Source organism: Neobacillus sp. MER 74 (assembly GCF_023714155.1).
Map to the genome: position 1 here is coordinate 50,451 of NZ_JAMAUV010000015.1, position 26,581 is coordinate 77,031.

Consider the following 26,581-nt stretch of genomic DNA (forward strand, 5'->3'; position numbering starts at 1 on the left):
CTGAATACTCCTTTCTTATTTGAGAGGCTGTGTTAAACTTGTCTGTTGATTTCCGTTCCAGGCACTTCGCTTTCCGCGGGCGTGCCGGGGAGCCTCCTCGGCGCTTTTGGCGCCTGCGGGGTCTCCCCTGCCCCGTACTCCCGCAGGAGTCTTCGTGCCTTCCACTCCAATCAACAGAGTGCAAATATTAACATTAATCTTTAACACAGCCATTTTGAAAAGAAGTTAAAATGATAGAGGGCATAACCTGTATGCCCCCTTCATTTGGATTTATTAGGCCAATTTTTACTTTTTCTCTTTAGCAAGTTCATCCGCATGCTGTTTAACAAATTCCTTCGGTGTCACTTGTTTTCCGAATAGTGCTGTCATTAAGTCGTGGTGTAATTCTGCTACAGCCGGGCTTGATTGAGTATCAAAATAAGTTGTTACGTTTGATGCTTCACTTAAATCTTTCAAGATATCAATGTACATTGGTGCAAGGTCCAGCTTAGATGTGTCTACTTTCGTTGCAGGAATCACACCAGCATCGGTAACTGATTTTTCTCCCCATCTCTTCACAAGATAGCCCACAAAATCTTTTGCTTCCTTTTGAACTTTAGAATCTTTAGCTACGAATAGACCAACTCCAGGGCCGCCTACATAGCTGTTGATGCTTGTCCCTTTTCCGCCTTCATAAGTTGGGAACTTGAAATAGCCAATCTTATCTTTAAATTCTTGCTTAACATCTGGGCTTGTTGTGTAGTTCGGCAACTCCCATGTAGCTGTTAAGAACATCGCTGCTTGTTCGTTCATGAAATATCCTTTAGCATCGTCATTTGATAATGCGCTTGCGCCTTTAACAAAACCACCCATATCAACTAGGTTTTGTACCTCTTCAGCTGCTTTTACGATAGCCGGATCATCCATTTTTGCTTTCCCTTTTATTACATCTGTTAGAATGGTAGATCCGCCAATCCGGTCAGCTAGATACATAAACCAGAAAGATGCTGGCCAGCCGTCTTTTGCACCAACCGTCGCAGGAATCACACCATTTTCTGCTAAAGTTTTCACAACATGTTTATACTCGGAGAAAGTCTTTGGAACTTCGAGATTATATTTTTTGAAAATTTCTTTGTTGTAGAACACGTAGGAAATATTTAATTCTAGTGGAAGACCATATGTTTTTCCGTCCACTGCATATGATTCTTTAACACCTGGGATAAATGCATCTTTAAGATCTGCATCTCCGCTTACGATATCATCTAGCGGTGCTAACATATTACCTTCTACATAAGGCTTAATGAACCCATCTGACCAAGTCATCCCAATATCAGGAAGCTCATTAGATGAAGCTAACACCTTAAGCTTTTCTCTGTATTGATCAGGATTTAAAATTTCTGTTTCAATTTTTACATTATGATCTTTTTCATATTCACTAATGATGTCTTTTACTATGGAGAATTGAGCATTCGAGCTGCCTTCCGGCCATAAATGCATGAATTTAATAACTTTTTTGTCATCTGAACTGCTTTCCTTGGATGAACTTGAGGAAGAGCAACCCGCAAGCACTAAAGAGACAAGCATGATTACAGACATAAATATTGCAACCGTTTTCTTTTTTAACAATGTGATTCCCCCCTATGACCTTTTCTAGATATTCCTTACACTTATAGTCTACATTCAGACAGTTCTGAAAAATAGGTCACAACGATTAGGAAAAATACTACTATTTTTAGAAAGCCTTTTCATTATTATCCTTTCGGTATGCACTTGGTGTCATTCCCTCTAGTTCTTTAAAGATCTTAATAAAATATTTTGCCGTTTTATACCCGGATTCTTCTGCAATATCGTTAATGGGAAGATTAGTAGATACCAATAGTTCCTTTGCTCGCTGGATTCTTCGCCGGGTTACATATTCACTGAAGGTTAATTTGACATGCTCTTTAAATAGGACACTTAAATAACTTGGATTTAAATGTACATGATCGGCTACTTCCTTTTGGGATAGCTCATTTTTTAAATGGTTGTTGATATAATCTATCGCTTCCCTGACAGGTTCACGATTAGAAGGAATTTGGGCATTTGCATCAACGAGTTTCGTATCCACCACTTTCTCAATCAATCCCGCCCGTTCCTTTTTCTCCACCGTTTGAACCGCTTCCTCTACGGCCTCTATTAACGCTTTTTTACTAATGGGTTTTAGTAAATAGTTAATAACACCTAAACGAAGGGCTTCCTGGGCATACTCAAACTCAGAATATGCCGAAATCACAATGATGACCGGGGATATATTTTGTTCTTTGGCGATTTTTAATAATTGTAAACCCGTTATTTCTGGCATATGGATGTCTGTGATGAGGATATGCACTTTTTGTTGTTGCTTCATCAGTTCAATCGCTTCTTCTCCATTCGAAGCTATCTTTATTTGATATTGCCCATTTGCCCAAGTATCCAATGTTTTCTTGAGCCCATGGCGTGTTCTTGGTTCATCATCTACGATTAAAATTGTCTTTGTCTTCAACATGGCTTTCCTCCCCCTTTACCGGTATGACAAATGAAACTGTTGTTCCAATGTTCACTTCACTCATAATAGTAAGTCCACTTCTTAGACGATCAGGATAGTATAATTCTAAACGCTTGTGTACATTGGAAATTGCCATTCCGCTGCCGCTTTTAGAGATGATCCCGCCTGATTGAATGGCCTGTTTTATCGAATCTAATTTTTCCGGATGGATTCCTGGACCGTCATCCTCTACAAGTATTTGCAGGTACTCATGATCCGCCCAGGGCTGGATTGTAACCGATATCGTACATGGCTGCATTGTATTTCCTGCTCCATGGAGAACCGCATTTTCGACTAATGGCTGGATTAACAGCTTTGGAATTTTCACATGCCCTGCTTCAAGAGGCATGTTTAACTTCCATTTTAAGTGGTCGCCGAAACGCATCTTCATAATCTCCATATAGTTTTCAATATGTTGGATTTCGTCCTTTATAGAAACCCAATCTCCATCGTTTTGCTTGGTGATCGTATAACGGAATAAATTGGACATGGCAACGACAAACTCTGCTAGTTCTTCCTCATCTTTATCCTCTAGCGTCCACTTAAGGGCATCCAATGTATTAAACAAAAAATGGGGATTAATTTGTGCTTGCAATGCTTTTAATTCACTGCGGTTTCGGGTAATTTCCTTTTGATATACCATTTTAATCAGATGATTGGTTTCTTTCACCAGTTGATTATAAGTACTATTTAATTCACTGATTTCATTGACTGTGTTTACACTGGGGTTCATTGTTAATAAGCCTGCGCTTGCCTGCTGCATCGTTTTTGTTAATTTAATAATCGGCCTTGTAATAAACGTCGATAGGAAGAGTGAACTAATTAAAAAGATAATGAAGCCAATAATCCCAGATATAATAATTACCGAGCGTAATACATTAATTCCTTTTGTAAGTGCCTTAACAGGGGTTAAGATGACCATTGTCCACCCGGTATCATTAGACGTTTGTTTTGTCATCATATACTCCTGGTTGTTTAAAGAAAGAGTTGGAGCTGCATTCTTTATAATCGGCTCGAGAGGACTATTGTAATTTGATAGGATCACCATTGAATTTTGATCTAATAATATCGAATACTGGTTCTCAATTTTGGTTTCATCTAGGTCGACAAACTGTAGATAATTTCGATAAATACTAATGAGCAGATATCCGCCATTTGCATAGCCGCGACCCATTAAATTCACGCGTCTTAAGGCAAGGATGTTATCTGAGTTACGCGGATCATCACCAATCCAAACCAGTCGTCCATGCGCGCTATCAGCCTGCTGGATCCACTTCCCGTCAATCCTAGTGACTAGATTCGTATCATCTATTGGAACTAAACTGTTCATCATATTGGTATAAAGTTCAAAGGAAAAAATCCCCTCTGTATTAGCTTGAATGGTATTCACAATTCCTTTTAATTGCTGGCGTTCGGCAAAAGAAATAGGGTTCCCTCCATATGCCTTAGTTAAGGTCCGTTGAATCGTATCATTCGTCATGACTAGCTTCGAAGCCATGTTAATTTGTTTATACAAAGATTCTAATCTTCCATTTGCCTCTACTACTGTCTGTTGAATTTGTTTTTCGGCATTATTTTTAAGCAACGTGGACACTTTATTAAAAGTTAACAGTCCGACAATCAATAAAACAATTACCATAACGACTAAAAATACGACGAGTATTTGATTTCGTAATGTGTTCCATTTTTGTAATCTTGAGAACATATAATCGCCCTTCTAGGATAGTTTTTACCTGCTATATAGAAAAATTGTAAAATTCTGTTAAATTAGTTTAAAAATCAAAGATATGTCAATTTTTTTAAAAGTTGGTCATGTTCAATATAGCTTCAATGGTCTATAATTGTATAAAACTAAGCATCATCAGAAGGGGACTTTTTATGAATAAGCTATCTATGAGTGGACTTTATACCCTTACCGAGTGGATCACTAAATTCGCCTATGTGAATCTATTATGGATTGGCTGCTCTCTCCTTGGACTCGGGTTGTTTGGAATTAGCCCTGCAACCACTGCGATGTTTACGGTTATTCGGAAATGGATCATGGGTGAAAGTGATATCCCAGTGTTTCAAACCTTTTGGAGCACCTATAAAAAAGAGTTTCTTAGAAGTAATGGATTAGGATTGGCTCTCACTATATTAGCCAGTATTATTTATATTGATTTGAACTATATCAAAATCGGTATAAGCATTCAAATTCCTTTATACTTAATTATTTTCGCGATGATTATGACGGTATTGTATATATTCCCCGTTTACGTTCACTATGAAGTGAAATTTAGCCAGATGTTTAAAAACGCTTTCTTCATCATGATAGTGAATCCGGTTCCTAACATGATAATGATTATTGGATTTATCGCTGCAATCTTCGTCATGAGGTTTATACCCGCACTATGGTTTATCTTTGGCGGGAGCATTACGGCGGGAATCATCATGGCATCCTGTTATCTAGCCTTTCAAAAAATCGAAAAGAAAAAAGGGCAGGCCGCAGCTTAACACTCATACGATTAGAAACTGAAGTAGCAAGAGGAAGCACAAACTCTTAATGTGCTTCCTCTTTTTATGCCCATTTTAATAGTTCACTCACTGTTACAAGTTGATAGCCTTGTAATGTCAACTCGGTAACTAGCATTCGAACTGCTTCTATCGTTTCTGAACGGTCCCCATAGCCATCATGAAAAATGAAAATACTGCCATTTTCGATCCCTTCTCTTGATTTTTCCAGGATATGCATCACACCGGGCTGTTCCCAGTCCTGTGCCTCTAAATTTATTGCACCAATCATCGGATATCCCTTCTGCATGAGTAATGAAACTGTGTCCTGATTATAATCGAGGTAAGGAGGCCGGAAGACAACTGGCTTTCGTCCGGTCAGCTCCTTTATTAATACCTCATTTTGTTCGATTTCCTCTAAACATTCAGCAGTGCTTAACAGAGATAATTTCGGGTGGGTAAACGTATGATTTCCGATTTCATGTCCTAGGGCAGCCACTTGTTTTACCACCTCAGGATTTTTCTTCATTTGATCACCAATCATAAAGAAGGTAGCTTTCCCAGCTGCCTCCGAAAATATCTCTAATACTTGAGGTGTGTAGATGGGATTGGGCCCATCATCAAACGTAATCGCCACTGCCTTACGAGATGTATGAACTTCGTTAATCATAATGTGAGCACCCCTTAATACGGACCTCTAATATGACCCTTTACTTTTTCCTGATAGAAACGTTCAATCTCTTGCATTTCATCTTCTGAAAAAGGTTTTGTCTCAAGTGCTGAGAGATTGTCCTCGACCTGTTTCACATTTTTAAACCCAGGAATAATACAAGTAATTTCTTTTTGGTCTAAAATCCAGCGCAGTGCCGCACTTGCCATCGATTTCCTGCCTTCGCCAATCCACCTTAACTGATCAGCTAATTCTACTCCCTTTCGGAATCCAAGGCCTGCAAAGGTTTCTCCTACATTAAAAGCCTCCCCATTTTCATTAAAATGGCGGTGGTCATCAGCTTCAAAAACATGCTCGGCCGTAAACTTACCAGTAAGCAGACCGCTGGCAAGCGGTAATCTAACAAGAAGTCCTGCCCCTTTTTGATAAGCCTCCGGGATTAATTTCTCTAATGGCTTTTGGCGGAACATATTAAAGATGATTTGCAGGCTCTTAACATTTGGATATTCCAAACAAATTAACCCTTCTTCAACGGTTTCCACACTAACTCCATATTGACGGATTTTTCCTTCCTGCTTTAGCCGATCCAGTACTTCAAAAACACTGCCATCTTTTAAAATCTCCGTTGCCGGGCAGTGAATTTGATACAAATCAATCGCCTCTCTATTCAAACGGCGAAGGCTATCTTCACAATAGGCACTAACTTTTTCATAGCTATAATTTTTTGGATCATGAATATCACCCTGACGGCAGAACTTTGTTGCGACATAAATCTGGTCTTCCCTGCCTTTTGTGGCTTTGGCCAGTAACTCTTCACTATGACCGTCCCCATATACATCGGCCGTATCAAAAAAATTAACCCCCTGGTCAATGGCATATTCCAAAGATTTCAGTGCTTCTGTGTCATTTGTTTTCCCCCAAGCACCACCGATTGCCCATGTGCCAAAACTAACCTCACTAATCATGATTCCTGTATTACCTAATTCACGATAATTCAATTTTTAATCACTCCTTTATAAAGAGAGCTGACCCAGGCCAGCTCTCCGTTACTTTCTAAACTCTCTTAATTGCTCATTCAATTCCTTTGTTTGTGGATAAACATGTTGATAAATGGTAAAAAGCTTTTTATATGCTTCCACATTTTCCTGAATCGGAGTATAGGTTTTTGAAGTTTGAATAAATTCTTGCGCACATTCTTTTAGGGAAGGATACCAGCCGCAGCCGTAAGCAGCTAACATCGCTGCCCCCATTCCAGGACCTTGCTCGCTTGTAAGCTTTTCAATTTTTGCGTTAAAAATATCTGCCTGCATTTGCAGCCATGTGTCATTTTTCGCTCCGCCGCCAATAGAAATAATAGAATCAATCGTCTTACCGCTGCTTCTAAAAATCTCAATCGATTCATGTAAGGAGAAGGTAATACCTTCAAGCACTGCACGGGCAAAGTGCTTACGCTCATGGGAAGCATCGACACCTATAAAACTGCCTCGAATGGTTGAATCCGCATGCGGTGTTCTTTCCCCTACAAGATAAGGAGTAAATAATAAACCATTGCTTCCTGCCGGTACTTCTTCCACACCTGCTAATAACTGTTCAAATGCCTCTTCCTTAGCAAACGTATCTTTAAACCAGCTTAAACTATAGCCGGCTGCAAGCGTTACTCCCATCGTATAGTAAGCATTTTCTTCACCGTGATTAAAATAATGAACCTTCCCCTCAAAATCGAGGTCATTTCGTTCTTCATAGGAAAGAACAACGCCAGAAGTACCGATACTGCATAAGGTTTTACCTTCCGCCAAAATCCCTGAACCAATTGCACCGCAGGCATTGTCCGCTCCACCTGCGAAAACTTTTACCGCATCAGACAATCCCGTTTCTTGGGCAAATTCAGCTTTAACCCTACCCACAAATGCATGTGATTCTACCAGTGGAGGGCAGAAATCAGCGGTTAAACCGAACGTTTCAATTAATTCATTGCTCCAATTACGATTGGCTACATTTAACAATAAAGTCCCTGCGGCATCAGAGTACTCCATATGGATATTTCCAGTCATTCGGTAACGCAAATAATCCTTTGGAAGCAAGAATACGCTGGCCCGTTCAAATACTTCAGGTTCGTTTTCTTTTACCCAGAGGATCTTAGGTAAAGTAAAGCCCTCAAGCGCAGGGTTTTTCGTTACTTCTAATAAACGCTGACTGCCAACAACTTCGTAAATCTCCTGGCATTGTTTACTCGTCCTTGTGTCATTCCATAGAATGGCATTTCTTAGTACTTGGTTGTTTTCATCTAATAAAACAAGGCCATGCATCTGCCCAGAGAAAGAGATGCCCTCGATATCGTTTATGTCTCCATCGAATTGTTCAATAAGCTCTGCTAATCCTGCCGAGGTTTTGTCTACCCATTCTTCCGGGTCTTGTTCGCTATAGCCTGATTTTTCAATAATAAGAGGATATGATTTAGACACTTCTTTGCAAACTTCACCATGTTGATTGACAAGTAATATCTTTACGGCACTCGTTCCAAGATCAACACCAATTACGTATTTCATCCGGATCATCCTTTCCTTATAGCTGTGTTAAACTGGTCTGTTGATTTCCGTTCCAGGCGCTTTGCTTTCCGCGGGCGTTGCGGGGAGCCTCCTCGGCGCTTTCAGCGCCTGCGGGGTCTCCCCTGCCCCGTACTCCCGCAGGAGTCTTCGCGCCTTCCTCTCCAATCAACAGAGTGTTAAAATCAACGCGAACCTTTAACACAGCCTATCCTATAAAAATGTGCTGGAGTAATAGACTGCCAGCACATTTTTGATGATTATATTAAGTAGTTATTAAACAGTTACACTTGAAAGTGTTTCTAGTAGATATTGATTAATTAAAGCTTTTAGGCGCTCTGTTCTGCCTGAGATGTTTTTAATTTCTGTTAATTGAAGAGCATATGCTTCAAGTTCACGGAAGTTTGTTTTTCCTTCTACGATGTCTAAGCCAATTCCATTTGTATAGCTGCTGTAACGCTCTTCAATAAAGCTATCAAGAACTTTATCTTCGATTAACTTGTTAGCAACTTTTAGGCCAATCGCAAATGCGTCCATACCTGCAATGTGTGCGTGGAATAGGTCTTCTGCTTCGAATGAACCTCTTCTTACTTTTGCATCGAAGTTTAAGCCGCCTTTTCCTAAGCCGCCATTCTTCAAAATTTCGTACATAGCTAATGTATTTGTATATAAGTCAGTTGGAAATTCATCTGTATCCCATCCAAGCAGTGTATCCCCTTGGTTGGCATCGACAGAACCAAGCATTCCGTTAATACGAGCTGTTCTTAATTCATGTTCGAACGTGTGACCAGCTAAAGTAGCGTGGTTCGCTTCGATATTAAACTTGAAGTAGTCTGTTAAATCATATTTTTGCAAGAATGCTAGACCAGTAGCCACATCGAAATCATATTGATGTTTAGTAGGCTCTTTTGGTTTTGGCTCAATTAGGAATGGAACGTTTAAACCAATTTCTTTCGAATAATCTACTGCCATATGAAAGAAGCGTGCTAAGTTATCTTGTTCCAGCTTCATGTCTGTATTGAGAAGTGTTTCGTACCCTTCACGGCCGCCCCAGAATACATAGTTTTCTGCTCCAAGCTCTTTTGCTACTTCTAACGCTTTTTTCACTTTCGCTGCAGAGTAAGCAAACACATCTGCATTCGGAGCAGTAGCCGCACCATGAACATATCTAGGGTTAGTAAACATGTTTGCCGTGTTCCACAATAATTTTGTCTTGCTGGTTTTCATGTATTCTTTTATCATTGCAACGATTACATCTTGGTTCTCGTTTGTTTCTTGCAACGTGCTTCCTTCAGGAGCAATATCAACGTCATGGAAAGCAAAGAAAGGAACATTTAATTTTTCAAAAAGTTCAAATGCAGCTTCCACACGTGCTTTCGCTAAATCTAATCCTTTCAGGTGATCCCACGAACGGATTGCTGTACCTACACCAAATGGATCGGTACCATCTGCAGTAAATGTGTGCCAATATGCTACAGAGAAACGAAGAATTTCTTCCATTGTCTTGCCATTTATTTTTTCTTCTGGATTATAATACTTAAATGCTAATGGATTTTTAGATGCTGCACCTTCAAATTGAATTTTATTAATTGTTTCGAAATAAGCCATGAGATTATTCCTCCTAGAGTTTTATGGGTTCAGAATAACTTTGCAAATGCTTTCACTTTCTAATCAGATTATAGCACCATAAACTTAGTTTGTCTATTAGATAAACTAAGTTTAAGAAAGTATTTTTTACATGGGCTTCATCTGCCATAATTCCTTTTTTTTCATCCCCATTTATTTATACACTATATACATTAATCTGATCGCATTTTCAGATGTTTTTTCAAGGTTATCAAATGCTCTATTTTTTAGTTGATGCGAAGAAGAAATCTCCTAATTTTGCTAGACTGGACACTCTTCATTTACCGCTTAATCCCCATTTCCCTTCACTTGGGAAATGGGGACGCTTTTCATTTACTGCTTAGCCCTATTTTTCCCTTCACTCGGGAAATGGAGACACTTTTCATTTACCGCTTAGCCCCTTTTTTCCTTCACTTGGGAAATGGAGACACTCTTCATTTACCACTTAACTCCTTTTTTCCTTCACTCGGGAAATGGAGACACTTTTCATTTACCGCTTAGCCCCTTTTTTCCTTCACTCGGGAAATGGGGACACTCTTCATTTACCGCTTAATCCTCATTTCCATTCACTTGGGAAATGGAGACACTCTTCATTTACCGCTTAGCCCTCTTTTTCCTTCACTCGGGAAATAGAGACACTCTTCATTTACCGCTTAATCCCCATTTCCCTTCACTCGGGAAATGGGGACGCTTTTCATTTACTGCTTAGCCCTATTTTTCCCTTCACTCGGGAAATGGGGACACTCTTCATTTACTGCTAATTATTTTCTACCTCAACTTTTTCATATGTGTGTTTTTTCAATACCTCGAGCAAGCCTTCGTTAACTTTACAGTTTTTAAAGGAGAACGATTGCATGATCAGGTCAATTTCTTCCTCAGAAAGTTCTTTAAAAATCTTTGCGTACTCTGGCTGGATTAGTGCGCCGGCATAGACAGTCAGAATGACTTGAGAAAGACTGGAAAGATTATACGCGTGAGACATTTCCGGATTGACCACCTCTTCCAAATGGTTAGCTAATTCCTCAACAGATTGTCTTGCCTTAAAGCCTGGCAGCCAAATCATCCAATCGTCCGTATTTAATGCATGTTTCATTTTAAAAATGGAAGAAAGCTTCTGCATGTATTCCGATTCTGGATCAAGTGTCACTAATCCCATTACACCGACATCTTTATACGTCCAAGTGGTCCAATGTGCTCCAAATTCTTCAAAGATACTAAGTTGGTCATCCATCGCACCCAGACGATCCCTAATTTCATTTTCTGGTCCATTATAAACGGAACCGAATTCCCCTACCCATAAAGGCACATGATATTTTTGTGCAAACTTTGTACCTTGATGATCATAAAATACTTCCTCTTGGACAGCCTTATCCCAATACTTTCCACTTTCTACACGGGCTGTCTTCGCGTCAGCTACTCCTGGATAAGCCCCTGGCCCGAAACCGGCTGCCGTATAGTTATGGCTGCTGTATACAAGATTTTTTGCAAAGGGAGCCTCTAAACCAGCAAACAGCTTTGAATAGTTATCCCCCTCTAGGAAAATAATGTGGTCTGGGTCGATTGCGCGAATTGCTTCAACGACGCGTCGATAAATACGATTCATCCTGTCCCAGTCCGGTTGATAATTGCCAAAGAATGTATGTGGGAAATCGCCATGAGGTGTATTCACACATGGTTCATTCATAACATTATACCCAGCAATAACTCCTCTTCCTTTGTAACGTCGAGCAAACTCTTCCCATAAAGAGACAAATCTGTCTTGATACGTTTTATCATGCCAGAAAAAACTATGACGTACATCATTATCGGAATGCCAGTGAGTATTTTGGAAGCCCTGCACAGCATGAAGGTCAAGTATAACGTAAAGCCCATACTTTTCGCATAAATCAATGATCTTGTCTAGGCGTTTAAATCCTGATTCCTTGTAAGTAAAGGGTGCCTCATCATCCTCAAAATGACGATAATTTAAAGGAATGCGTATGGTAGTTGCTCCCCAGCTTTTAATAAACTGAATATCATCTTCACCGAAAAAGTAATGCAGCATCCGGTCAAATAAAAATTCAGCTTTTTCTTTACCAATCACTTCTGCAACAGTATGACGAAGAGCGTGCTCCGTCCCGGTATAGCCATTAATAAAGTCTTCCATATTCATCCATCCGCCAATACATGTGCCTCTTAGTTGAATGGTATTACCAGTAGAATCAGTAATTTTTTCATTTTTTACTTGAAGCAAGTCCATAACTATTCCCTTCCCTTCAATGCAATGTACTAAATTTCTTTATATGAAAAATAGTCAAAATCAGCAGGTTGACTTGTTCCGCTTGTATCTTGACAATGCATACCAACAAATGCTCCCGTAAATCCATTAAGCCGGACATATTCGTCCGATAGTTTATAAGATTCAAAGGTGACAGGTATATCCGTCCAAGTTTGGTTATCAAAAGAATAAGCGAATTGAAAGGTATGTTTTTTGACTTTAACTTTTAAATGAACATACTCAACCGATTCTGGAACTTGAATTTCTGACCCTTGAAGCGGTTGTGTGAAAGCAAAATTATCACAATTCATGATATCAATGATCCGGCCCTTTTCTTCATTCCAGGTAATTTGAACAGATGTCCAATTTTCTGTATTATAATAGCAAACCAAGCCTGCAGCCTGTTGGAATGTATTTGGCTGGAAGGAAACCGCTGTACCAGCTTCAAAATGGAAGGACTGCCAGCGACGGGCAACCAGGGCTTGCGTAAAGCATGACGTTAATGACTCTTTTCCATAAAGGCGTAAATTCCCCAGTCTGTCAGTTAAGGACATAATATCATCTGTTAATGGAATCCTTAAGGACTGATAATGATGATTCAATGTTGGGCTGTCAAAGTGATCAACTTCGTCATAATCTCTTTCCCATTTAACTTCTTCCATCTTTGGTGCTTCTACTTCAACAGAGCCTTGTTTTCCTCCCACAACGTATGGCCAGCCGTCTCGCCATTCAAGTTTTTGAATGGCCGTCTCTCTCCCCAGTGGACAAAAACCTCGATAATCAAGTACCGGTTTATCATCTTTAGGCAGCGGTCTGCCAGTGAGATGCGCTAAATACCATTCATCTGTATGTGTTTGAACAATAGAGGCATGTCCGCATCTTTGCAAAGGATTTCTAGGATCATGCCAGGAAGTAAGGAATGGATGATCTGGGTGCAACTCATAAGGTCCTTCAATATTTTTTGATCTTGCTAGTGTTGCTGCATGAGCATATCTCGTTCCACCCTCTGCTGTCAGCAGATAGTAATAACCATTGATATGATATAAATGCGGTCCTTCAGTCAGTCTAATGTCGGTTCCTTCAAAAATCACTTTCGGCTTTCCAATTAAACGACCTTCCTGATGAGAATATTCTTGTAAGACAATTCCCCCAAAAGAGTGTTTATACGTTCTTTGGTCCCAAAGCATATTGATGATGTATTTTCTCCCATCCACATCATGGAATAAGGAAGGATCGAAACCTGAACTATTCAAATAGATCGGGTCGCTCCAATCGCCATCGATCGTTTCACAAGTAGTCAAGTAATTATGAGTGTCCTTCCACGCACCCGAATGTTGTTTCACATCGGAATAAATCAACCAGAATTTGTCATCAGCATAGGTTAAGCATGGTGCCCACACTCCGCCGGAATTGGGGTTCCCTTTCATATCAATAAGGGAAACCCGGTTTAATGGACGTGATACAAGATGCCAGTTTACTAGATCCTTAGAATGATGGATTTGTACCCCAGGGAACCATTCAAAGGTAGATACCGCGATATAATAATCATCCCCGACCCTGCAAATGCTAGGGTCTGGATTAAAACCTTTTAATACAGGATTTTGGATTTTCATTGTGATCATCCTCTCGTTTTTAATACATTAAGAATTCGTTTATGTTCCTTTTCATCCAATTTATATAAGAAGATGGCAACTAGCTCGATGATAACAAATACGGCCGGAATGACAGTCATGGTAATCAAAATACCATTTAATGCTTCTGGAGTTTGGGCTTGATTAGCAACATAACCGAATTTAGCCAAAATTAATCCTGGAACAATTCCTCCAATTGCCATACCAAACTTGAAGAAGAATCCAACCAACGCATAAATGACACCGCTTGCACGTTTACCAGTCTTATATTCGCCAAAATCGATGGTTTCAGGGATTAACGCCCATGTAAATGCACCTGCAGTTATTGTACCTAGTGCTGCAATTAAACGTCCTGCAAATACAAATGGAACCATGGTTGGCGGAATAAGGAAAAGAGCTATTAAGCCGATTGCCTTTAATGATAAAGCTGTAAATAATAGCTTTTTCTTACCCATCCATTTGTACATTAATGGCATTAATGGCATAAGGATAAGTGCAGGAAGCGTTCCCATTAAACCATACCATTTTACTAATTCCGGTCTGGCAACGTTATACGTGACATAATAAATTCCAACAGAGTTAACAATGGAGTTTACACCAAAATTAAGTATAAAGAAAAAGCAAACGATTAATAGTGGACGATTTGTTTTTAATTGAATCCAGATATCTTTAAAGTTAATCTCTGCTTCTTTTGAATGATTAAGCGGAACACGTTCCTTTGTGTTATAAAAGCTGTATATCAACAAAAAAGCTCCTAAAATCCCCATGATTGTCATGGTGATTTGCCATCCTGAGCCCGTTTCTCCAGTCATATTTGTGAAGATTCCGGCTAAAAGGGGTACACCGAAGGAAACGATCAATCCACCTGTGTTTCCGAACAGCATCCGGACTGAAGTCAAGCTAACGACTTCTTTGTTATCTTGAGTTATGGCTGAAGTAAGCGCTGCATAAGGAATGTTAATCACTGAATACGTAATCGATAATAAAATATAAGTTACATATGCATACACAAGTTTCATAGGATCAGAAAATCCTGGAGTTGTAAAACAGAGAATCGCTACACCCGCAAATGGAAAGGCACCGTATAAAAGATAGGGACGAAATCTTCCGTATTTTGTTTTGGTCTTATCTATAACTGCTCCAATAAATGGATCGAGAACCGCATCAACTAACCGAACAACTAGGAACATTAATCCAGCAGCTGCTGCTGTTATTCCAAAAACATCAGTATAGAAAAATAATAGATAGCTGCTTACCGTTTGATAAATGAAGTTACAAGCCAAATCACCCGTACCATAGCCAATCTTTTCCTTCATTTTGATCTTTTCGGGTTGAACTACTGTTAATTGCTGAGCAACACTTGTATTCATTCTGATTCCCCTTTTAATTATTATTTACAAACTCTTAGTTTGTTGGTCCTATAAACAAAGTTATGATAATATTATTATCCAATCTACCAAACTGGATAAAAACCTTTATGGATTTCCTTCCATGGCATTTTCACGCCACAATGCAGGACCGTTGTGCTTTGTATCCCTTGTACCTTCCACTTCACTCCTTTTACTCTATTTATGTGTGCCTGCACTGGCTAAGAAAGGGCTTTCTGCCAGTGCAATATGAATAGAACACAAAATAGTTTTATATTATAAAATACAATTTTATAATATAACCTTATTTAGCTAGATTATAACACCTTACACCAAGGAAATCTATTCCTACTTAGGACATATTTTCTAACCTATTATTTACGAATTTAAACTAAAACCCCGTTATAATTAGGAATAACTTGAACAATCAATGCATCTAATTCTTGCAAAAGCAGATTGATGGACTCTATTTGTTTGTCATTTGGCAAGATAAGCGGTTTTTGACAATATCCCTCTAATTCAATCCCTTGAAGAACCATCGCTTGCTTCATAATCGGGATAAACGGAGTCCCAATATCGTATAGCCCCATCATTTTATCGACAATCTTTTGGATTTCAGCCACTTTTTCCAGGTCACGCAAGTTGATGGCCTTTACCCACTCAGAAAATACTGCTGGATATAAGTTGGAGAGCCCCCCAATACAGCCATTACCACCACAAAGTATATTATGGGCAAAGTTTTCATCAAATCCGGAGTAGACAATAAATTCAGGGAATTCGTCCCGCACCGTTTGAATCAATTCTCTTGTATGCGTCATTTCCGTGACAGTATCTTTATATCCTTTAATATTCTTATGTTTCCTCAAGAGATTGAGAGTCACTTGCGGAGACAAGTCATGGCCTGTCCTTGCAGGGAAATTATACAAATAAATATCACCATTTACCCAATCGGCAACCTGATCGTAATAGTACTCAACACTTTCATCCGAAAGTGAAAAATAATATGGACTGATAATCATAACACCATCCGCACCGGCATCAATTGCATAGTTGGAAAGCTGTATCGTATCTTCCACCGTCATGCACGAAGTCCCAATATACACTTTGGTCCGATGATTCACATGGTTAACCACAAGGTCGATCAATTCTTTCTTCTCGGCATCATTCATGGCGAAAAACTCTCCAGTACTGCCCATAATGACTAAACCGTCTACTCCCCCATTAATTAAAAAATCATAGATATTTTTGTTAGCCTGATGGTCCAATTTGCCCTCAGCAGTAAAAGCAGTAACAACCGGCGTTAGAAATTGTGCTTTTTTCAATGAATCTCTCTCCTTGGATACCCAGCAGGCTCTAATTTTACCTGAGCCCGCTAAGATAAAAATATTTGTTTAATGAGCTATAATACATCTAATGAAATTTTTACTCTCTTAAAAATTACTTAATCACACTTTTTTCTTTTTTTTGGTCCGCTAATGCTTTCATGCCTGCATTCAATACTTCAATGATTCGATCAGTATCATAAACACTACCTCGCCAAGTTCCTCCACTCGCGGATTGAAGTGCAGCCCATAATCGAGTATCATCCGGTAAGCCAGGATCTGGCTTAACGCTTGGATGTGTCCCACGTTCATCTAATACTCTAGTTGCCTCTTCAATCGACAATCTATTGTCCTTTGTCCCGATAAAGTTAACAGTACCGACCAATTGTTCTCTGTCAATAATAATTTCAATTACATCTCCATCACGTAATTTACCAATTGGTCCCCCTGCCAACGCTTCTGGCCCAATATGTCCGATACATGCCCCAGTTGAAACGCCTGAAAAACGTGCATCTGTAAGTAAGGAAACATGTTTCCCATAAGATAAGTGTTTTAATGCAGACGTTAATTGATACGTTTCTTCCATTCCAGTCCCTAATGGTCCTCCACCCATAACAACCATGATGTCACCTGCTTCGATTCCGCCTGTTTTAATCGCCCTGATCGCTGCTTTTTCAGAAGTAAAAATCTTTGCTTCACCAGTATGACGATAAACGCCGTCTTCTCCGACCACGGAAGGATCAATGCTAGTTGATTTTATGACAGAACCTTCAGGTGCAATGTTACCTTTCGGAAACGTAACTGTTGAGGTTAATCCTCGTTGTTTTGATTGAATTGGACTCATGATGATCTCATCTGGTTGAATTCCATCATGTTCCACCAATAGTTGTCTAAATTTCGCACGTCTTTCTGAGGTTTCCCACCAATCAAGGTTTGCTCCGAGAGTTTCCCCTGTCACCGTAAGAACATCTTCATGTAACAGGCCTAATTTCCTTAGATGAAGCATAACTTCAGGTACTCCTCCAGCTAAGAAAGCACGAACGGTTGGATGATTATCCGGACCATTTGGCAATACATTTACTAAGCGAGGCACCAATTTATTAATTCTTTCCCAATCATCTACAGTAGGAATTTTGCAGCCGGCAGCATGTGCAACAGCAGGAAGATGCAGCAGCAAGTTGGTTGAACCGCCAAATGCCGCATGAAGCACCATTGCATTTTCAATTGCTTTATCTGTAATAATATCCTTAGTAGTAATGTTTCTCTTTTCCAATTCCAACGCTGCCCGTGCTGACTGTTTCGCGACTTCTTCCCAAACAGGCTGGCCAGACGGTGATAAAGCAGAATGCGGCAGTGCCAATCCCAGTGCTTCCACAACCACTTGTGAGGTTCCAGCAGTTCCTAAGAACTGACAACCACCACCGGATGAGCCACATGCCACACAACCAAGTCTTGCGGCATCCTCCAATGAAAGCTCACCATTTGAAAACCTTGCACCAATCGTTTGAACCTTGCCCGCATCTTCCCCATCTGTAGGCGGAAGTGTTGCACCTCCCGGAACGAGGACGGTTGGAAGATTATGCATGGATGCCAGGGCAATCATCACGGCCGGGAGACCCTTATCACAGGTGGCAACACCTATAACGGCCCGTCTTGTCGGGATGGACCGGATTAGGCGTCTCATCACAAGGGCTGCATCATTCCTATATGGAAGGGAGTCAAACATGCCTGTTGTCCCTTGAGAGCGGCCATCACATGGATCACTTACAAAACTGGCAAATGGGACGCCTCCTTGCTTAGTAATTTCTTCAGCAGCAGCCCTCATTTGCAATCCTAGTTCATAGTTTCCAGTATGATATCCTAATGCAATGGGAGTGCCATCATGATCCCGAATTCCTGCCAATGTTCCGATAATCAGCACCTGTTTTCCAAGGAGCTTGGAAGGTTCCCAGCCCATTCCGGCATTTTGGGTCATACCAAAAATATCACCGCTTGGAAGTTCTCTTAACATTTCGGGCGTCAGTGGAAGTGAACCTTCCGGCCCTGCGCCATGAGTCTTTATGCTATAAAGGGATTGATTTCCTTCGTCAAATATTGAATTTAATGACATAGTAACCTCCGAGGAATTTATTTACTACCAAGTAATGATTTTATGTACACCTATAGTTTTATAATATAAAACTAAGTTTTATTATTTGGCTGTGATTTGATTATATCATATCTTTATTTATTGTGCCTATTCCATTACAACCTAAAAATTGTTTTTTCAAAATTTTTTATCCACATTTATTAATCCATAATGTTTGTTATAATAAGATATAATTTTACAATATAAAACAAAAAGGAGTTATTTATGCCTATTATTCAATCTGTTGAACGGGCTCTGAAGATTCTAGATTTATTTGATGAGCATAAGTCGGAGCTAAAAATTACCGAAATTAGTGAAAAGATGGGGTTGCATAAAAGTACTGTACACTCCCTACTAAAAACACTACATGAGTATTCCTATATCGACCAAAATCCAGATAATGGTAAATATAGATTAGGATTGAAACTAGCTGAACGAGGGAATTTAGTCATCAGCAATATGGATATAAGAAAAACGGCAAAAAAATACCTTCTCGATCTTTCTGCAAAAACGGGGCAAACAGTACACCTGGGGATATTGGATGGTCGGGAAGGCGTGTATATAGATAAAGTAGAAGGGGAACAATCAATTATTCGTTATTCTCGTATTGGCCGAAGACTCCCCCTCCACTCTACTGCGATTGGAAAAGTACTTTTAGCCTATCAACCCCCTAATGAATTGGAGCACTTATTAAAAAATTATAACTACCAGTATCAAACTGCAAATACGATCATCAATGAAGCTGTTTTTCGAAAAGAAATTGAAAAAGTCACGGAGCAGGGCTATGCAGTAGATGAACAAGAAAACGAGCAAGGTGTTCGTTGTGCTGCTGTACCCATATTCAACGGGAAGGGCCGGGTCCTGGCTGCAATTAGTATTTCCACTTTAATTTCTCGTGTAAACGATCCGGAGCTGCAGATATTTATTGATCTTCTTAAAACATCCTGTAATGAACTATCGGAACAAATGAGATATGGATATGAATGATTTTTCTTAATAGTTAAAAACTAATAAAAAGCATGGGCTAATAAAAAAGTTAGTTGTTTGGATATACAAAGTCATCTAACTTCGGATATAATAACATGGTATGTTTCTAAATTATTTGATGGGGAGATATGATGATGAAAAACTCAAAGCCCAATGAACCATTAGTTACGCATATTTTTACAGCAGATCCTTCCGCACATGTCTTTGAAGGTAAGCTTTATATTTATCCTTCTCATGACCTTGATCACGATGAGCCATCTAATGATAATGGTGACCAATATAAGATGGAAGATTACCATATTTTATCCATGGATGACGCAGGTGCACCATGTGTAGACCACGGGGAAGCTCTTCATTTAAGAGATATCCCTTGGGCAAGTAAACAACTTTGGGCACCAGACGCTGCTTACAAAAATAACACGTATTATTTATTTTTCCCTGCAAGAGATAAAGAGGGGATTTTCAGAATTGGCGTCGCAACTAGCCCTAATCCGGCTGGACCTTTTACACCAGAAGAAAATTATATACCAGGCAGCTTCAGCATTGATCCCGCTGTCTTGGTGGATGAAGATGACAAAGCATATGTTTATTTTGGCGGGCTTTGGGGAGGACAATTAGAAAAATGGCAGACAGGAACTTTTATCCCAGATGCTGAAGGTCCAGCCGCTGCAGAACCTGCTTTAGGACCAAGAGTAGCTGAACTAAGCGACGATATGCTTACTTTTAAAAGCGAACCAAAAGAAATTTCCATTGTCGATGAGAACGGTAATCCAATTCTTGCAAGTGATGAGGACCGAAGATATTTTGAAGGACCATGGGTTCATAAATACAATGATCTTTATTATCTATCCTATTCTACTGGTACCACGCATAAAATTGTTTATGCTGTAAGTGATAATCCACAGGGTCCATTTGTGTTCAAAGGGACAATTCTTACACCTGTAATTGGCTGGACCACACATCATTCGATTGTCCAGTTTAATGATAAATGGTATCTGTTCTATCATGATTGCTCGTTATCAGATGGCGTGAATCATAAGCGTTCTGTGAAATACACGGAACTAAAATATAACGAGGATGGAACGATTCAAACGATTGACCCTTATGGGAATAAATAAGTAGATTGACCACTGACCCTCATAAAGGGGTCAGTTTTTTTAATCTTTGGGAGTTTTTTAGATCACTTGCCACTATTAAATGGCCCAATAACCATGCACTGGTTTCCCTACTAATATTTTCCGACATTTTTTTTGAATTTTTTATTGCCATTTATAATAGTTGCTGATATTATTGAAGGTGCGTAAATTGGAAAGCTGTTATTCAATATGTCTGGATCTTTCCAAGCAGATAATTTTTGACCACTTCCTTCAAGAAGTTAAGGCCATACGGACAGCCGGGTCAAATGCCGAATGGCAACTTTAGTTGCCTTATTGATTGAGTTAAAAGCTCAAATTTTATAAGTTGGTTACTTTACAACCAGTGCATATGCACACAACTTGTGAAACGGTCAATAAGAGTAGTAAAAGTAATTATTTGCTATATAGACTCTGATCCTAATAAGATATATTTTGAATATTATAGAGCTTCCTTACTGATTTTATAAGGACCTTTATCGTAGTGGTATGATTTCTATTACGGTATACGTATGCTTTTTTAATATTGATGATTATATCTAAAGCAAGTGTTGTGCGCGGTTATGCGTTATGATTCACTTGCTTTTTTTGTTGTGAAATTTTAAGAGGAATTCAATTTCTCTCTGCATTAAAAAAAAATTAACCAGTTAGGAGATTAAGAGAATGGGAAAAGCACTTATTATTGGCGCCGGCGGCGTGGCATCAGTAGCAATTCATAAATGTGTACAAAACAGTGAAGTATTTGAAGAGATTTGCATCGCGAGTCGTACAAAATCGAAATGTGATGAATTAAAAGCGAAATTAGATGGCGGTAAAACAAAAATCACGACTGCACAAGTAGATGCTGACAATGTAGATGAATTAATTGCCTTAATCAATGAAGTAAAACCAGATATCGTAATGAACCTAGCTTTACCATACCAGGACTTAACAATTATGGATGCTTGTCTTGCAACAAAGACACACTATATGGACACAGCAAACTATGAGCCAGAAGATACCGCTAAATTTGAATATAAATGGCAGTGGGAATACCGCGAGCGTTTTGAAAAAGCTGGAATCACAGCTCTTTTAGGCAGCGGCTTTGACCCTGGTGTAACAGGTGTATTCTCCGCTTACGCTCTAAAGCATTATTTTGATGAAATCGAATATATCGACATTCTTGACTGCAATGGCGGTGACCATGGCTATCCATTTGCAACTAACTTTAATCCTGAAATCAATATCCGTGAGGTTTCTGCTAACGGAAGATACTGGGAAAACGGCGAATGGGTTGAAACCGAGCCAATGGAAATCAAACGCGAATATAACTTCGCTGAAGTTGGTCAAAAGGATATGTATTTGCTATATCATGAAGAGCTTGAATCTCTTGCGCAAAATATCCCAGGGATTAAGCGTATCCGTTTCTTCATGACATTTGGCCAAAGTTATATTACACACTTAAAAGCCCTTGAAAACGTGGGAATGACTTCTATCGAGCCAATTGAATTTGAAGGACAACAAATCATTCCACTTCAATTCTTGAAGGCTGTATTACCAGACCCAGCTTCCCTTGGTCCACGTACAGTTGGTAAAACCAACATCGGCTGTATCTTCAAAGGGAAAAAAGACGGAAAAGATAAAACCTATTATGTATACAATGTTTGTGACCACCAAGAGTGCTATAGAGAAGTCGGCTCTCAAGCCATCTCTTATACAACAGGTGTTCCTGCAATGATTGGTGCTGCAATGATTATGACTGGCAAATGGAATAAACCAGGCGTATTCAATATTGAAGAATTTGATCCAGATCCATTCATGGAAGAGTTAAACAAATGGGGCCTTCCATGGGTAGAAGATTTTAATCCTGTGCTTGTTGATGCATTGCCTGAAGAAGCAAAAGAGTTGGAGCTTGTTCGTTAAGATGCGGTTTGAAGAATTACCAACACCGTGTTATGTCGTTGATGAAGGCCTTGTGGAAAAAAATCTCAAAATCCTAAACGGTGTCATGAAACGCACAGGTGCTAAGATTGTTTTAGCGCAAAAGGCATTTTCGATGACAAAATTCTACCCTCTTATTGGGGAGTATCTAAGTGGAACAACCGCAAGCGGTTTGTACGAAGCACGACTAGGTTACGAGGAAATGGGCAAAGAGAATCATGTCTTTGCCCCTGCCTACCGTGCAGATGAAATCGATGAGATTATCTCAATTTGCGATCATATTATTTTCAATTCTTTCTCACAATTGGAGAAATTTAAAGATAAAGCACTTCAAGCTGGCAGAAAAGTTGGCTTACGCATCAATCCGCAATGTTCTACTCAAGTAGGACATGAAATCTATGACCCTTGTTCACCAGGTTCAAGGTTCGGTGTCACGATAGAACACTTTCGTCCCGATTTGCTGGAGGGTGTTTCAGGGCTGCATTTTCATACCCTTTGTCAGCAAAACTCTGATGACTTAGAAACGACACTTAATGCGGTCGAAGAAAAGTTTGGTGAGTTTCTTCCGCAAATGGAATGGATCAACTTTGGCGGTGGTCATCATATCACAAGAGAAGATTATGACATTCCGCGGCTGGAAGCGTGCATTAAAAGAATGCAGGATAAATACGGTTTAGAGGTTTACCTTGAGCCTGGAGAAGCAATTGCTCTTAATGCCGGGTACTTAATTACCTCCGTACTTGATTTACATCAAAACGGATTAGAGATTGCGATTCTTGACACTTCTGCTACCTGCCATATGCCTGATGTCTTGGAAATGCCTTACCGTCCTCCTCTTTTTGGATCAGGAGAAGCTGGAGAAAAGCCATATACATATCGTCTTGGCGGGCAAACCTGTCTTACAGGAGATGTGATCGGCGATTATTCTTTTGATCAGCCATTAGAGAGCGGTGATCGCTTAGTTTTCGGTGATATGGCGATCTATACAATGGTCAAAAACACCACGTTTAACGGGATGCCATTACCTGCCATCGCTGTTCAAGATAAAGATGGGGATTGTCAGGTTGTGCAGCAATTTGGCTATCAAGATTTTAAAATGAGACTAGCTTAATAGAATAGTAGAAAAAGGGAGAAGTGCGAGTAATGCACTTCTCCCTTTTATTTTGCCCAGCATTCTCTTAAAAGTCCCCTATTACATTGTTGAATGCTTTTTTACTTCATTTTTTTTACCAATGGTAATGTCATCTGGTTTGTCAGCTCACCAAGTTTTTCTATCCTAATGGTTATTTCATCTCCTGCTGACAGCCAATCCTGTTCATGCTCCGGTAGTCCAAGTATGACTCCTTCAGGTGTTCCAGTGATAATCAAATCACCCGGCTCTAGGGTTATATAGTTGGAAATATAACTAATAATCTCATCGCAATAAAAAATCATGTCAGCAGTATTGGAAGATTGCCTTACCTTACCATTTACAATCGTTTCAATTTTCAACTGGTTTGGATTGCCGACTTCCTCTGCAGTCACAAGATACGGCCCAACCGGACAAAACCCATCAATTGCTTTTCCTAATAGCCATTGATTCGTACGGAATTGAAGGTCCCTTGCGGATAAATCATTAGCATTGCAATACCCTGCCACATAATCTAGTGCACGTTCCCTTGATACATTTTTGGCTTTTTTTCCAATCACTATGCCAAGTTCTGCTTCAAAATCAACTTGCTTCGCATCTGCGGGAATCTCAACTTTGTCTCCATGACCAGCTAGGGAGTTGCCATACTTGTTAAAAAGTACAGGCGTTTTAGGCGGTTCCATATTTGATTCTTCTGCATGCTTCCGATAATTTAGGCCCACACAAATAATTTTTGCACTTTTCGGTACACATGGACCATATTGAACCTGATTCTCTGCCAGGGTGAAAGTGCTGAAATCCTTGTTTGAGTGAACGAAATCTTGAAAAAGTTTTTTAGAGTTCTCATCCGCTTGCAACCACTCCTCTAAAGTAAGAGGAATTGAATAGGATTCATTAGCAGCTTTCCAAGCCTTGGCAATGTCGACAATGCCGGAATCTGTCTTCACACCAAATTTAGATGGATCATTCGAATTCACTTTATAATTTACTAGTTTCATATTGATTTAGTTTCCTTTCCATATTTCCCCTTTTACATTAGAATTATAAGGGTAAACTCCGTATTTCCATACATTTACTATATCATGGAGATTTTTGGCGAGCAAGGCTAGTGTTTTGAATTTTCAGACATATAAAATTTCACTCTTAGACAAAATGTGACAAAGTTCACACTATAAAATCTAGTAGAATAGTATTAAAATTTAAGTATAATATAATATATTGAAGTTTGGATGCAGAACCAAAGGCTTAAAAGTCGAAGGACGTCGAAAGCTGGGTTGTTAGGTAATTTGGGGGGAATATTTGTGGAAAATGTGGCAAAAGAATCAGTAGGAGAAATAGGTCAACGCCAGTCGAAATCAACGAAATGGTATAAGAACTGGAAATTTATCACAACCGGTATAATCGTTATCATCGCAATCATATTTGCGGCAATCAGCTATTATCAGGCAAATTACTTTAATTCACATATTGAAATTAATGGCACAAATGTCGGAGGATTAACTCCTGATGAAGCACTCAATAAATTAAAATCGTCTATCTTAACAAATAAGGTCTACGTTGGACAACAACAAATTTTAGATGGAAAAGATACGAAGATGGAATTTACAGAGGAAGATCTGCCAGGTGTTAAAAAGTTATTAAAAAGCCAATGGTCAATTTTTCCCTCTTCAAAGGTGAAAGAATATTCCTTATTGCCGAGTAACATCGATCAGTATCGAAGCCAAGAAATGAAGAAACAAGTTGAAGAGAAGCTTGTAAAAATGAATAAGAACTTAACTCCACCTAAAGATGCAAAGGCCATTTTGAAAGAAGGTACAGTCATCATTTCAAAAAGTAAGAATGGTGAGCAGTATGATGTTGCCAGTCTTTTAAAAGACTTCGATAAGCATGGATATACTAGTGAAATCCATTTGAGCCCTGTATACATCCAGCCAATTAAAGAAGACAGTCAGATTGTCAAAAATGAAGAGAAAAAGCTGCAGGATCTTCTTCAACAAACCGTTGAGTACAAAGTCCAGGACAAGGTTTATTCTTTAAAAGGCAGCGAATTAATAAAAAATGCTACGGTTTCAAAAGACATGAAGGTTAAGATTGACAAAGGTGTTCTTAAAAAGAAAATCGAAGAAATAAATGAGTCTCAATCCACATTAGATAAAAATTTTAAATTTAAAACCCATTCAGGTTCAGTCATTTCAGTTAAAGGACAAGGTTATGGCTGGGCATTAGACGTGGCTAAAGAAACCAAACAGGTAAAGTCCGCTTTTGAAAAAGGAACGACCTCCGTTTCTGCATCTAATACGGTCGGACATGGCTGGAGTGGTGAAGGCTACGGATACGATACCACAACAAACAATGGCATCGGTGATACATATGCGGAAGTTTCGATTGCCGAACAGCGTATTTGGATTTACAAAAAGGGTAAATTAGTCATCACAACGAATGTCGTTACTGGTAAACACAGCACTGGGAATGATACATCAAAAGGAGTGTGGTATATCCTCTATAAACGAACACCTGCCACACTAACAGGCAGAGAGCTCGGAGGAAAACCGAGTTATGAAGTACAAGTTGATTATTGGGCACCTTTTACGAATGATGGACAAGGATTTCACGATGCCGGCTTTCGATCAAACTGGGCAAGTAATGCCTACTTAAATGCAGGATCGCATGGCTGCGTTAATACACCGCCAAGTGCTATGAGTACCGTATATAATAATCTCAGCACATACGAGCCGGTTATCGTCTATTAAGACTGTAAATTAAAAGAGATTGGAATTTTCCAATCTCTTTTTTGTGCTTTAAAATGTACCTTATACATCGCTATTTTTCTCAGGGG

Annotated in this window: 21 protein-coding genes; 6 read left to right on the forward strand and 15 right to left on the reverse strand. The window is 39.4% G+C overall.

Annotation, left to right across the window (positions count from 1 at the left end; translation table 11 throughout):
• Positions 1 to 15 precede the first annotated feature (15 nt).
• The 4 genes from M3610_RS20380 to M3610_RS20395 form a co-directional block, all read right to left on the reverse strand.
• Positions 16 to 207: a hypothetical protein gene (locus M3610_RS20380; protein ID WP_251461941.1), complete on the reverse strand. Its 192-nt coding sequence runs from the start codon at positions 205 to 207 to the stop codon at positions 16 to 18.
• Positions 208 to 285: 78 nt separating this feature from the next.
• A complete protein-coding gene (locus tag M3610_RS20385; protein WP_251462035.1) occupies positions 286 to 1,575 on the reverse strand; it encodes an extracellular solute-binding protein in 1,290 nt (429 codons plus the stop codon).
• A gap of 136 nt (positions 1,576 to 1,711) precedes the next feature.
• Positions 1,712 to 2,503, reverse strand: coding sequence for a response regulator transcription factor (locus tag M3610_RS20390; RefSeq protein WP_396953662.1), 792 nt, complete (start codon positions 2,501 to 2,503; stop codon positions 1,712 to 1,714).
• Positions 2,469 to 4,247, reverse strand: a complete 1,779-nt coding sequence (locus tag M3610_RS20395) for a sensor histidine kinase (protein WP_251461944.1) — start codon at positions 4,245 to 4,247, stop codon at positions 2,469 to 2,471. Before M3610_RS20395 ends, M3610_RS20390 begins: the two co-directional genes overlap by 35 nt.
• Positions 4,248 to 4,420: 173 nt before the next feature.
• Here M3610_RS20395 and M3610_RS20400 point away from each other — a divergent pair, with 173 nt between their 5' ends.
• The gene (locus tag M3610_RS20400; protein WP_251461947.1) at positions 4,421 to 5,035 is read left to right on the forward strand and encodes a YesL family protein; all 615 of its coding nucleotides are present in this window, start codon (positions 4,421 to 4,423) and stop codon (positions 5,033 to 5,035) included.
• A 64-nt stretch (positions 5,036 to 5,099) separates the two neighbouring features.
• On the opposite strand, the gene M3610_RS20405 is transcribed toward M3610_RS20400, so the two are convergent.
• The 10 genes from M3610_RS20405 to M3610_RS20450 form a co-directional block, all read right to left on the reverse strand.
• Positions 5,100 to 5,702 carry a polysaccharide deacetylase family protein gene (locus M3610_RS20405; protein ID WP_251461950.1) on the reverse strand — a complete coding sequence of 201 codons (603 nt, stop codon included), beginning with the start codon at positions 5,700 to 5,702 and terminating at the stop codon, positions 5,100 to 5,102.
• Positions 5,703 to 5,716: 14 nt separating this feature from the next.
• Entirely contained in the window at positions 5,717 to 6,700 is a 984-nt protein-coding gene (locus M3610_RS20410) for an aldo/keto reductase (protein WP_098576048.1), read from the reverse strand.
• A 48-nt stretch (positions 6,701 to 6,748) separates the two neighbouring features.
• Positions 6,749 to 8,248 (reverse strand): xylulokinase, encoded by a 1,500-nt coding sequence (xylB, locus tag M3610_RS20415; protein WP_098576049.1) that lies wholly within the window; start codon positions 8,246 to 8,248, stop codon positions 6,749 to 6,751.
• A 16-nt stretch (positions 8,249 to 8,264) separates the two neighbouring features.
• Positions 8,265 to 8,450, reverse strand: a complete 186-nt coding sequence (locus tag M3610_RS20420) for a hypothetical protein (RefSeq protein WP_251461953.1) — start codon at positions 8,448 to 8,450, stop codon at positions 8,265 to 8,267.
• A gap of 71 nt (positions 8,451 to 8,521) precedes the next feature.
• A complete protein-coding gene (gene xylA / locus M3610_RS20425; RefSeq protein ID WP_098576050.1) occupies positions 8,522 to 9,853 on the reverse strand; it encodes a xylose isomerase in 1,332 nt (443 codons plus the stop codon).
• A 775-nt stretch (positions 9,854 to 10,628) separates the two neighbouring features.
• Positions 10,629 to 12,110 carry a glycoside hydrolase family 5 protein gene (locus tag M3610_RS20430; protein WP_251461956.1) on the reverse strand — a complete coding sequence of 494 codons (1,482 nt, stop codon included), beginning with the start codon at positions 12,108 to 12,110 and terminating at the stop codon, positions 10,629 to 10,631.
• 29 nt (positions 12,111 to 12,139) lie between these two features.
• Complete coding sequence (locus tag M3610_RS20435; protein ID WP_251461959.1) at positions 12,140 to 13,741, reverse strand: glycoside hydrolase family 43 protein; 1,602 nt, start codon at positions 13,739 to 13,741, stop codon at positions 12,140 to 12,142.
• 5 nt (positions 13,742 to 13,746) lie between these two features.
• Positions 13,747 to 15,129, reverse strand: coding sequence for a glycoside-pentoside-hexuronide (GPH):cation symporter (locus M3610_RS20440; RefSeq protein ID WP_251461962.1), 1,383 nt, complete (start codon positions 15,127 to 15,129; stop codon positions 13,747 to 13,749).
• Between the two features lie 383 nt (positions 15,130 to 15,512).
• On the reverse strand, positions 15,513 to 16,448 hold the full coding sequence (locus tag M3610_RS20445; protein ID WP_251461965.1) for a dihydrodipicolinate synthase family protein: 936 nt from the start codon (positions 16,446 to 16,448) through the stop codon (positions 15,513 to 15,515).
• 115 nt (positions 16,449 to 16,563) lie between these two features.
• Positions 16,564 to 18,558, reverse strand: coding sequence for a YjhG/YagF family D-xylonate dehydratase (locus M3610_RS20450; RefSeq protein WP_251461967.1), 1,995 nt, complete (start codon positions 18,556 to 18,558; stop codon positions 16,564 to 16,566).
• A 243-nt stretch (positions 18,559 to 18,801) separates the two neighbouring features.
• On the opposite strand from M3610_RS20450, the gene M3610_RS20455 reads away from it, so the two are divergent.
• The 4 genes from M3610_RS20455 to nspC all read left to right on the forward strand — a co-directional run bounded on the left by M3610_RS20455 (position 18,802) and on the right by nspC (position 23,727).
• Positions 18,802 to 19,563 carry an IclR family transcriptional regulator gene (locus M3610_RS20455; protein ID WP_251461969.1) on the forward strand — a complete coding sequence of 254 codons (762 nt, stop codon included), beginning with the start codon at positions 18,802 to 18,804 and terminating at the stop codon, positions 19,561 to 19,563.
• 131 nt (positions 19,564 to 19,694) lie between these two features.
• Positions 19,695 to 20,681: a glycoside hydrolase family 43 protein gene (locus M3610_RS20460; protein WP_251462040.1), complete on the forward strand. Its 987-nt coding sequence runs from the start codon at positions 19,695 to 19,697 to the stop codon at positions 20,679 to 20,681.
• Positions 20,682 to 21,359: 678 nt separating this feature from the next.
• Positions 21,360 to 22,598, forward strand: coding sequence for a saccharopine dehydrogenase family protein (locus M3610_RS20465; protein WP_098576058.1), 1,239 nt, complete (start codon positions 21,360 to 21,362; stop codon positions 22,596 to 22,598).
• A 1-nt stretch (position 22,599) separates the two neighbouring features.
• On the forward strand, positions 22,600 to 23,727 hold the full coding sequence (gene nspC, locus M3610_RS20470; protein ID WP_251462041.1) for a carboxynorspermidine decarboxylase: 1,128 nt from the start codon (positions 22,600 to 22,602) through the stop codon (positions 23,725 to 23,727).
• A gap of 101 nt (positions 23,728 to 23,828) precedes the next feature.
• On the opposite strand, the gene M3610_RS20475 is transcribed toward nspC, so the two are convergent.
• Positions 23,829 to 24,743, reverse strand: coding sequence for a fumarylacetoacetate hydrolase family protein (locus tag M3610_RS20475; protein ID WP_251461971.1), 915 nt, complete (start codon positions 24,741 to 24,743; stop codon positions 23,829 to 23,831).
• Positions 24,744 to 25,046: 303 nt separating this feature from the next.
• Between M3610_RS20475 and M3610_RS20480 the strand changes: the two genes are divergently transcribed.
• Positions 25,047 to 26,495 carry a L,D-transpeptidase family protein gene (locus M3610_RS20480; RefSeq protein ID WP_251461973.1) on the forward strand — a complete coding sequence of 483 codons (1,449 nt, stop codon included), beginning with the start codon at positions 25,047 to 25,049 and terminating at the stop codon, positions 26,493 to 26,495.
• The last annotated feature ends 86 nt before the right edge of the window (positions 26,496 to 26,581 follow it).

What these genes read in the sequence shown, in the direction of transcription:
- M3610_RS20455 (WP_251461969.1), top strand. Translation starts at nt 18,802, where the DNA reads ATGCCTATTATTCAATCTGTTGAACGGGCTCTGAAGATTCTAGATTTA.
- M3610_RS20400 (WP_251461947.1), top strand. Translation starts at nt 4,421, where the DNA reads ATGAATAAGCTATCTATGAGTGGACTTTATACCCTTACCGAGTGGATC.
- xylA (WP_098576050.1), bottom strand. Translation starts at nt 9,853, where the DNA reads ATGGCTTATTTCGAAACAATTAATAAAATTCAATTTGAAGGTGCAGCA.
- M3610_RS20385 (WP_251462035.1), bottom strand. Translation starts at nt 1,575, where the DNA reads ATGTCTGTAATCATGCTTGTCTCTTTAGTGCTTGCGGGTTGCTCTTCC.
- xylB (WP_098576049.1), bottom strand. Translation starts at nt 8,248, where the DNA reads ATGAAATACGTAATTGGTGTTGATCTTGGAACGAGTGCCGTAAAGATA.
- M3610_RS20440 (WP_251461962.1), bottom strand. Translation starts at nt 15,129, where the DNA reads ATGAATACAAGTGTTGCTCAGCAATTAACAGTAGTTCAACCCGAAAAG.
- M3610_RS20435 (WP_251461959.1), bottom strand. Translation starts at nt 13,741, where the DNA reads ATGAAAATCCAAAATCCTGTATTAAAAGGTTTTAATCCAGACCCTAGC.
- nspC (WP_251462041.1), top strand. Translation starts at nt 22,600, where the DNA reads ATGCGGTTTGAAGAATTACCAACACCGTGTTATGTCGTTGATGAAGGC.
- M3610_RS20430 (WP_251461956.1), bottom strand. Translation starts at nt 12,110, where the DNA reads ATGGACTTGCTTCAAGTAAAAAATGAAAAAATTACTGATTCTACTGGT.
- M3610_RS20465 (WP_098576058.1), top strand. Translation starts at nt 21,360, where the DNA reads ATGGGAAAAGCACTTATTATTGGCGCCGGCGGCGTGGCATCAGTAGCA.
- M3610_RS20475 (WP_251461971.1), bottom strand. Translation starts at nt 24,743, where the DNA reads ATGAAACTAGTAAATTATAAAGTGAATTCGAATGATCCATCTAAATTT.
- M3610_RS20450 (WP_251461967.1), bottom strand. Translation starts at nt 18,558, where the DNA reads ATGTCATTAAATTCAATATTTGACGAAGGAAATCAATCCCTTTATAGC.
- M3610_RS20395 (WP_251461944.1), bottom strand. Translation starts at nt 4,247, where the DNA reads ATGTTCTCAAGATTACAAAAATGGAACACATTACGAAATCAAATACTC.
- M3610_RS20390 (WP_396953662.1), bottom strand. Translation starts at nt 2,503, where the DNA reads ATGTTGAAGACAAAGACAATTTTAATCGTAGATGATGAACCAAGAACA.
- M3610_RS20460 (WP_251462040.1), top strand. Translation starts at nt 19,695, where the DNA reads ATGATGAAAAACTCAAAGCCCAATGAACCATTAGTTACGCATATTTTT.
- M3610_RS20405 (WP_251461950.1), bottom strand. Translation starts at nt 5,702, where the DNA reads ATGATTAACGAAGTTCATACATCTCGTAAGGCAGTGGCGATTACGTTT.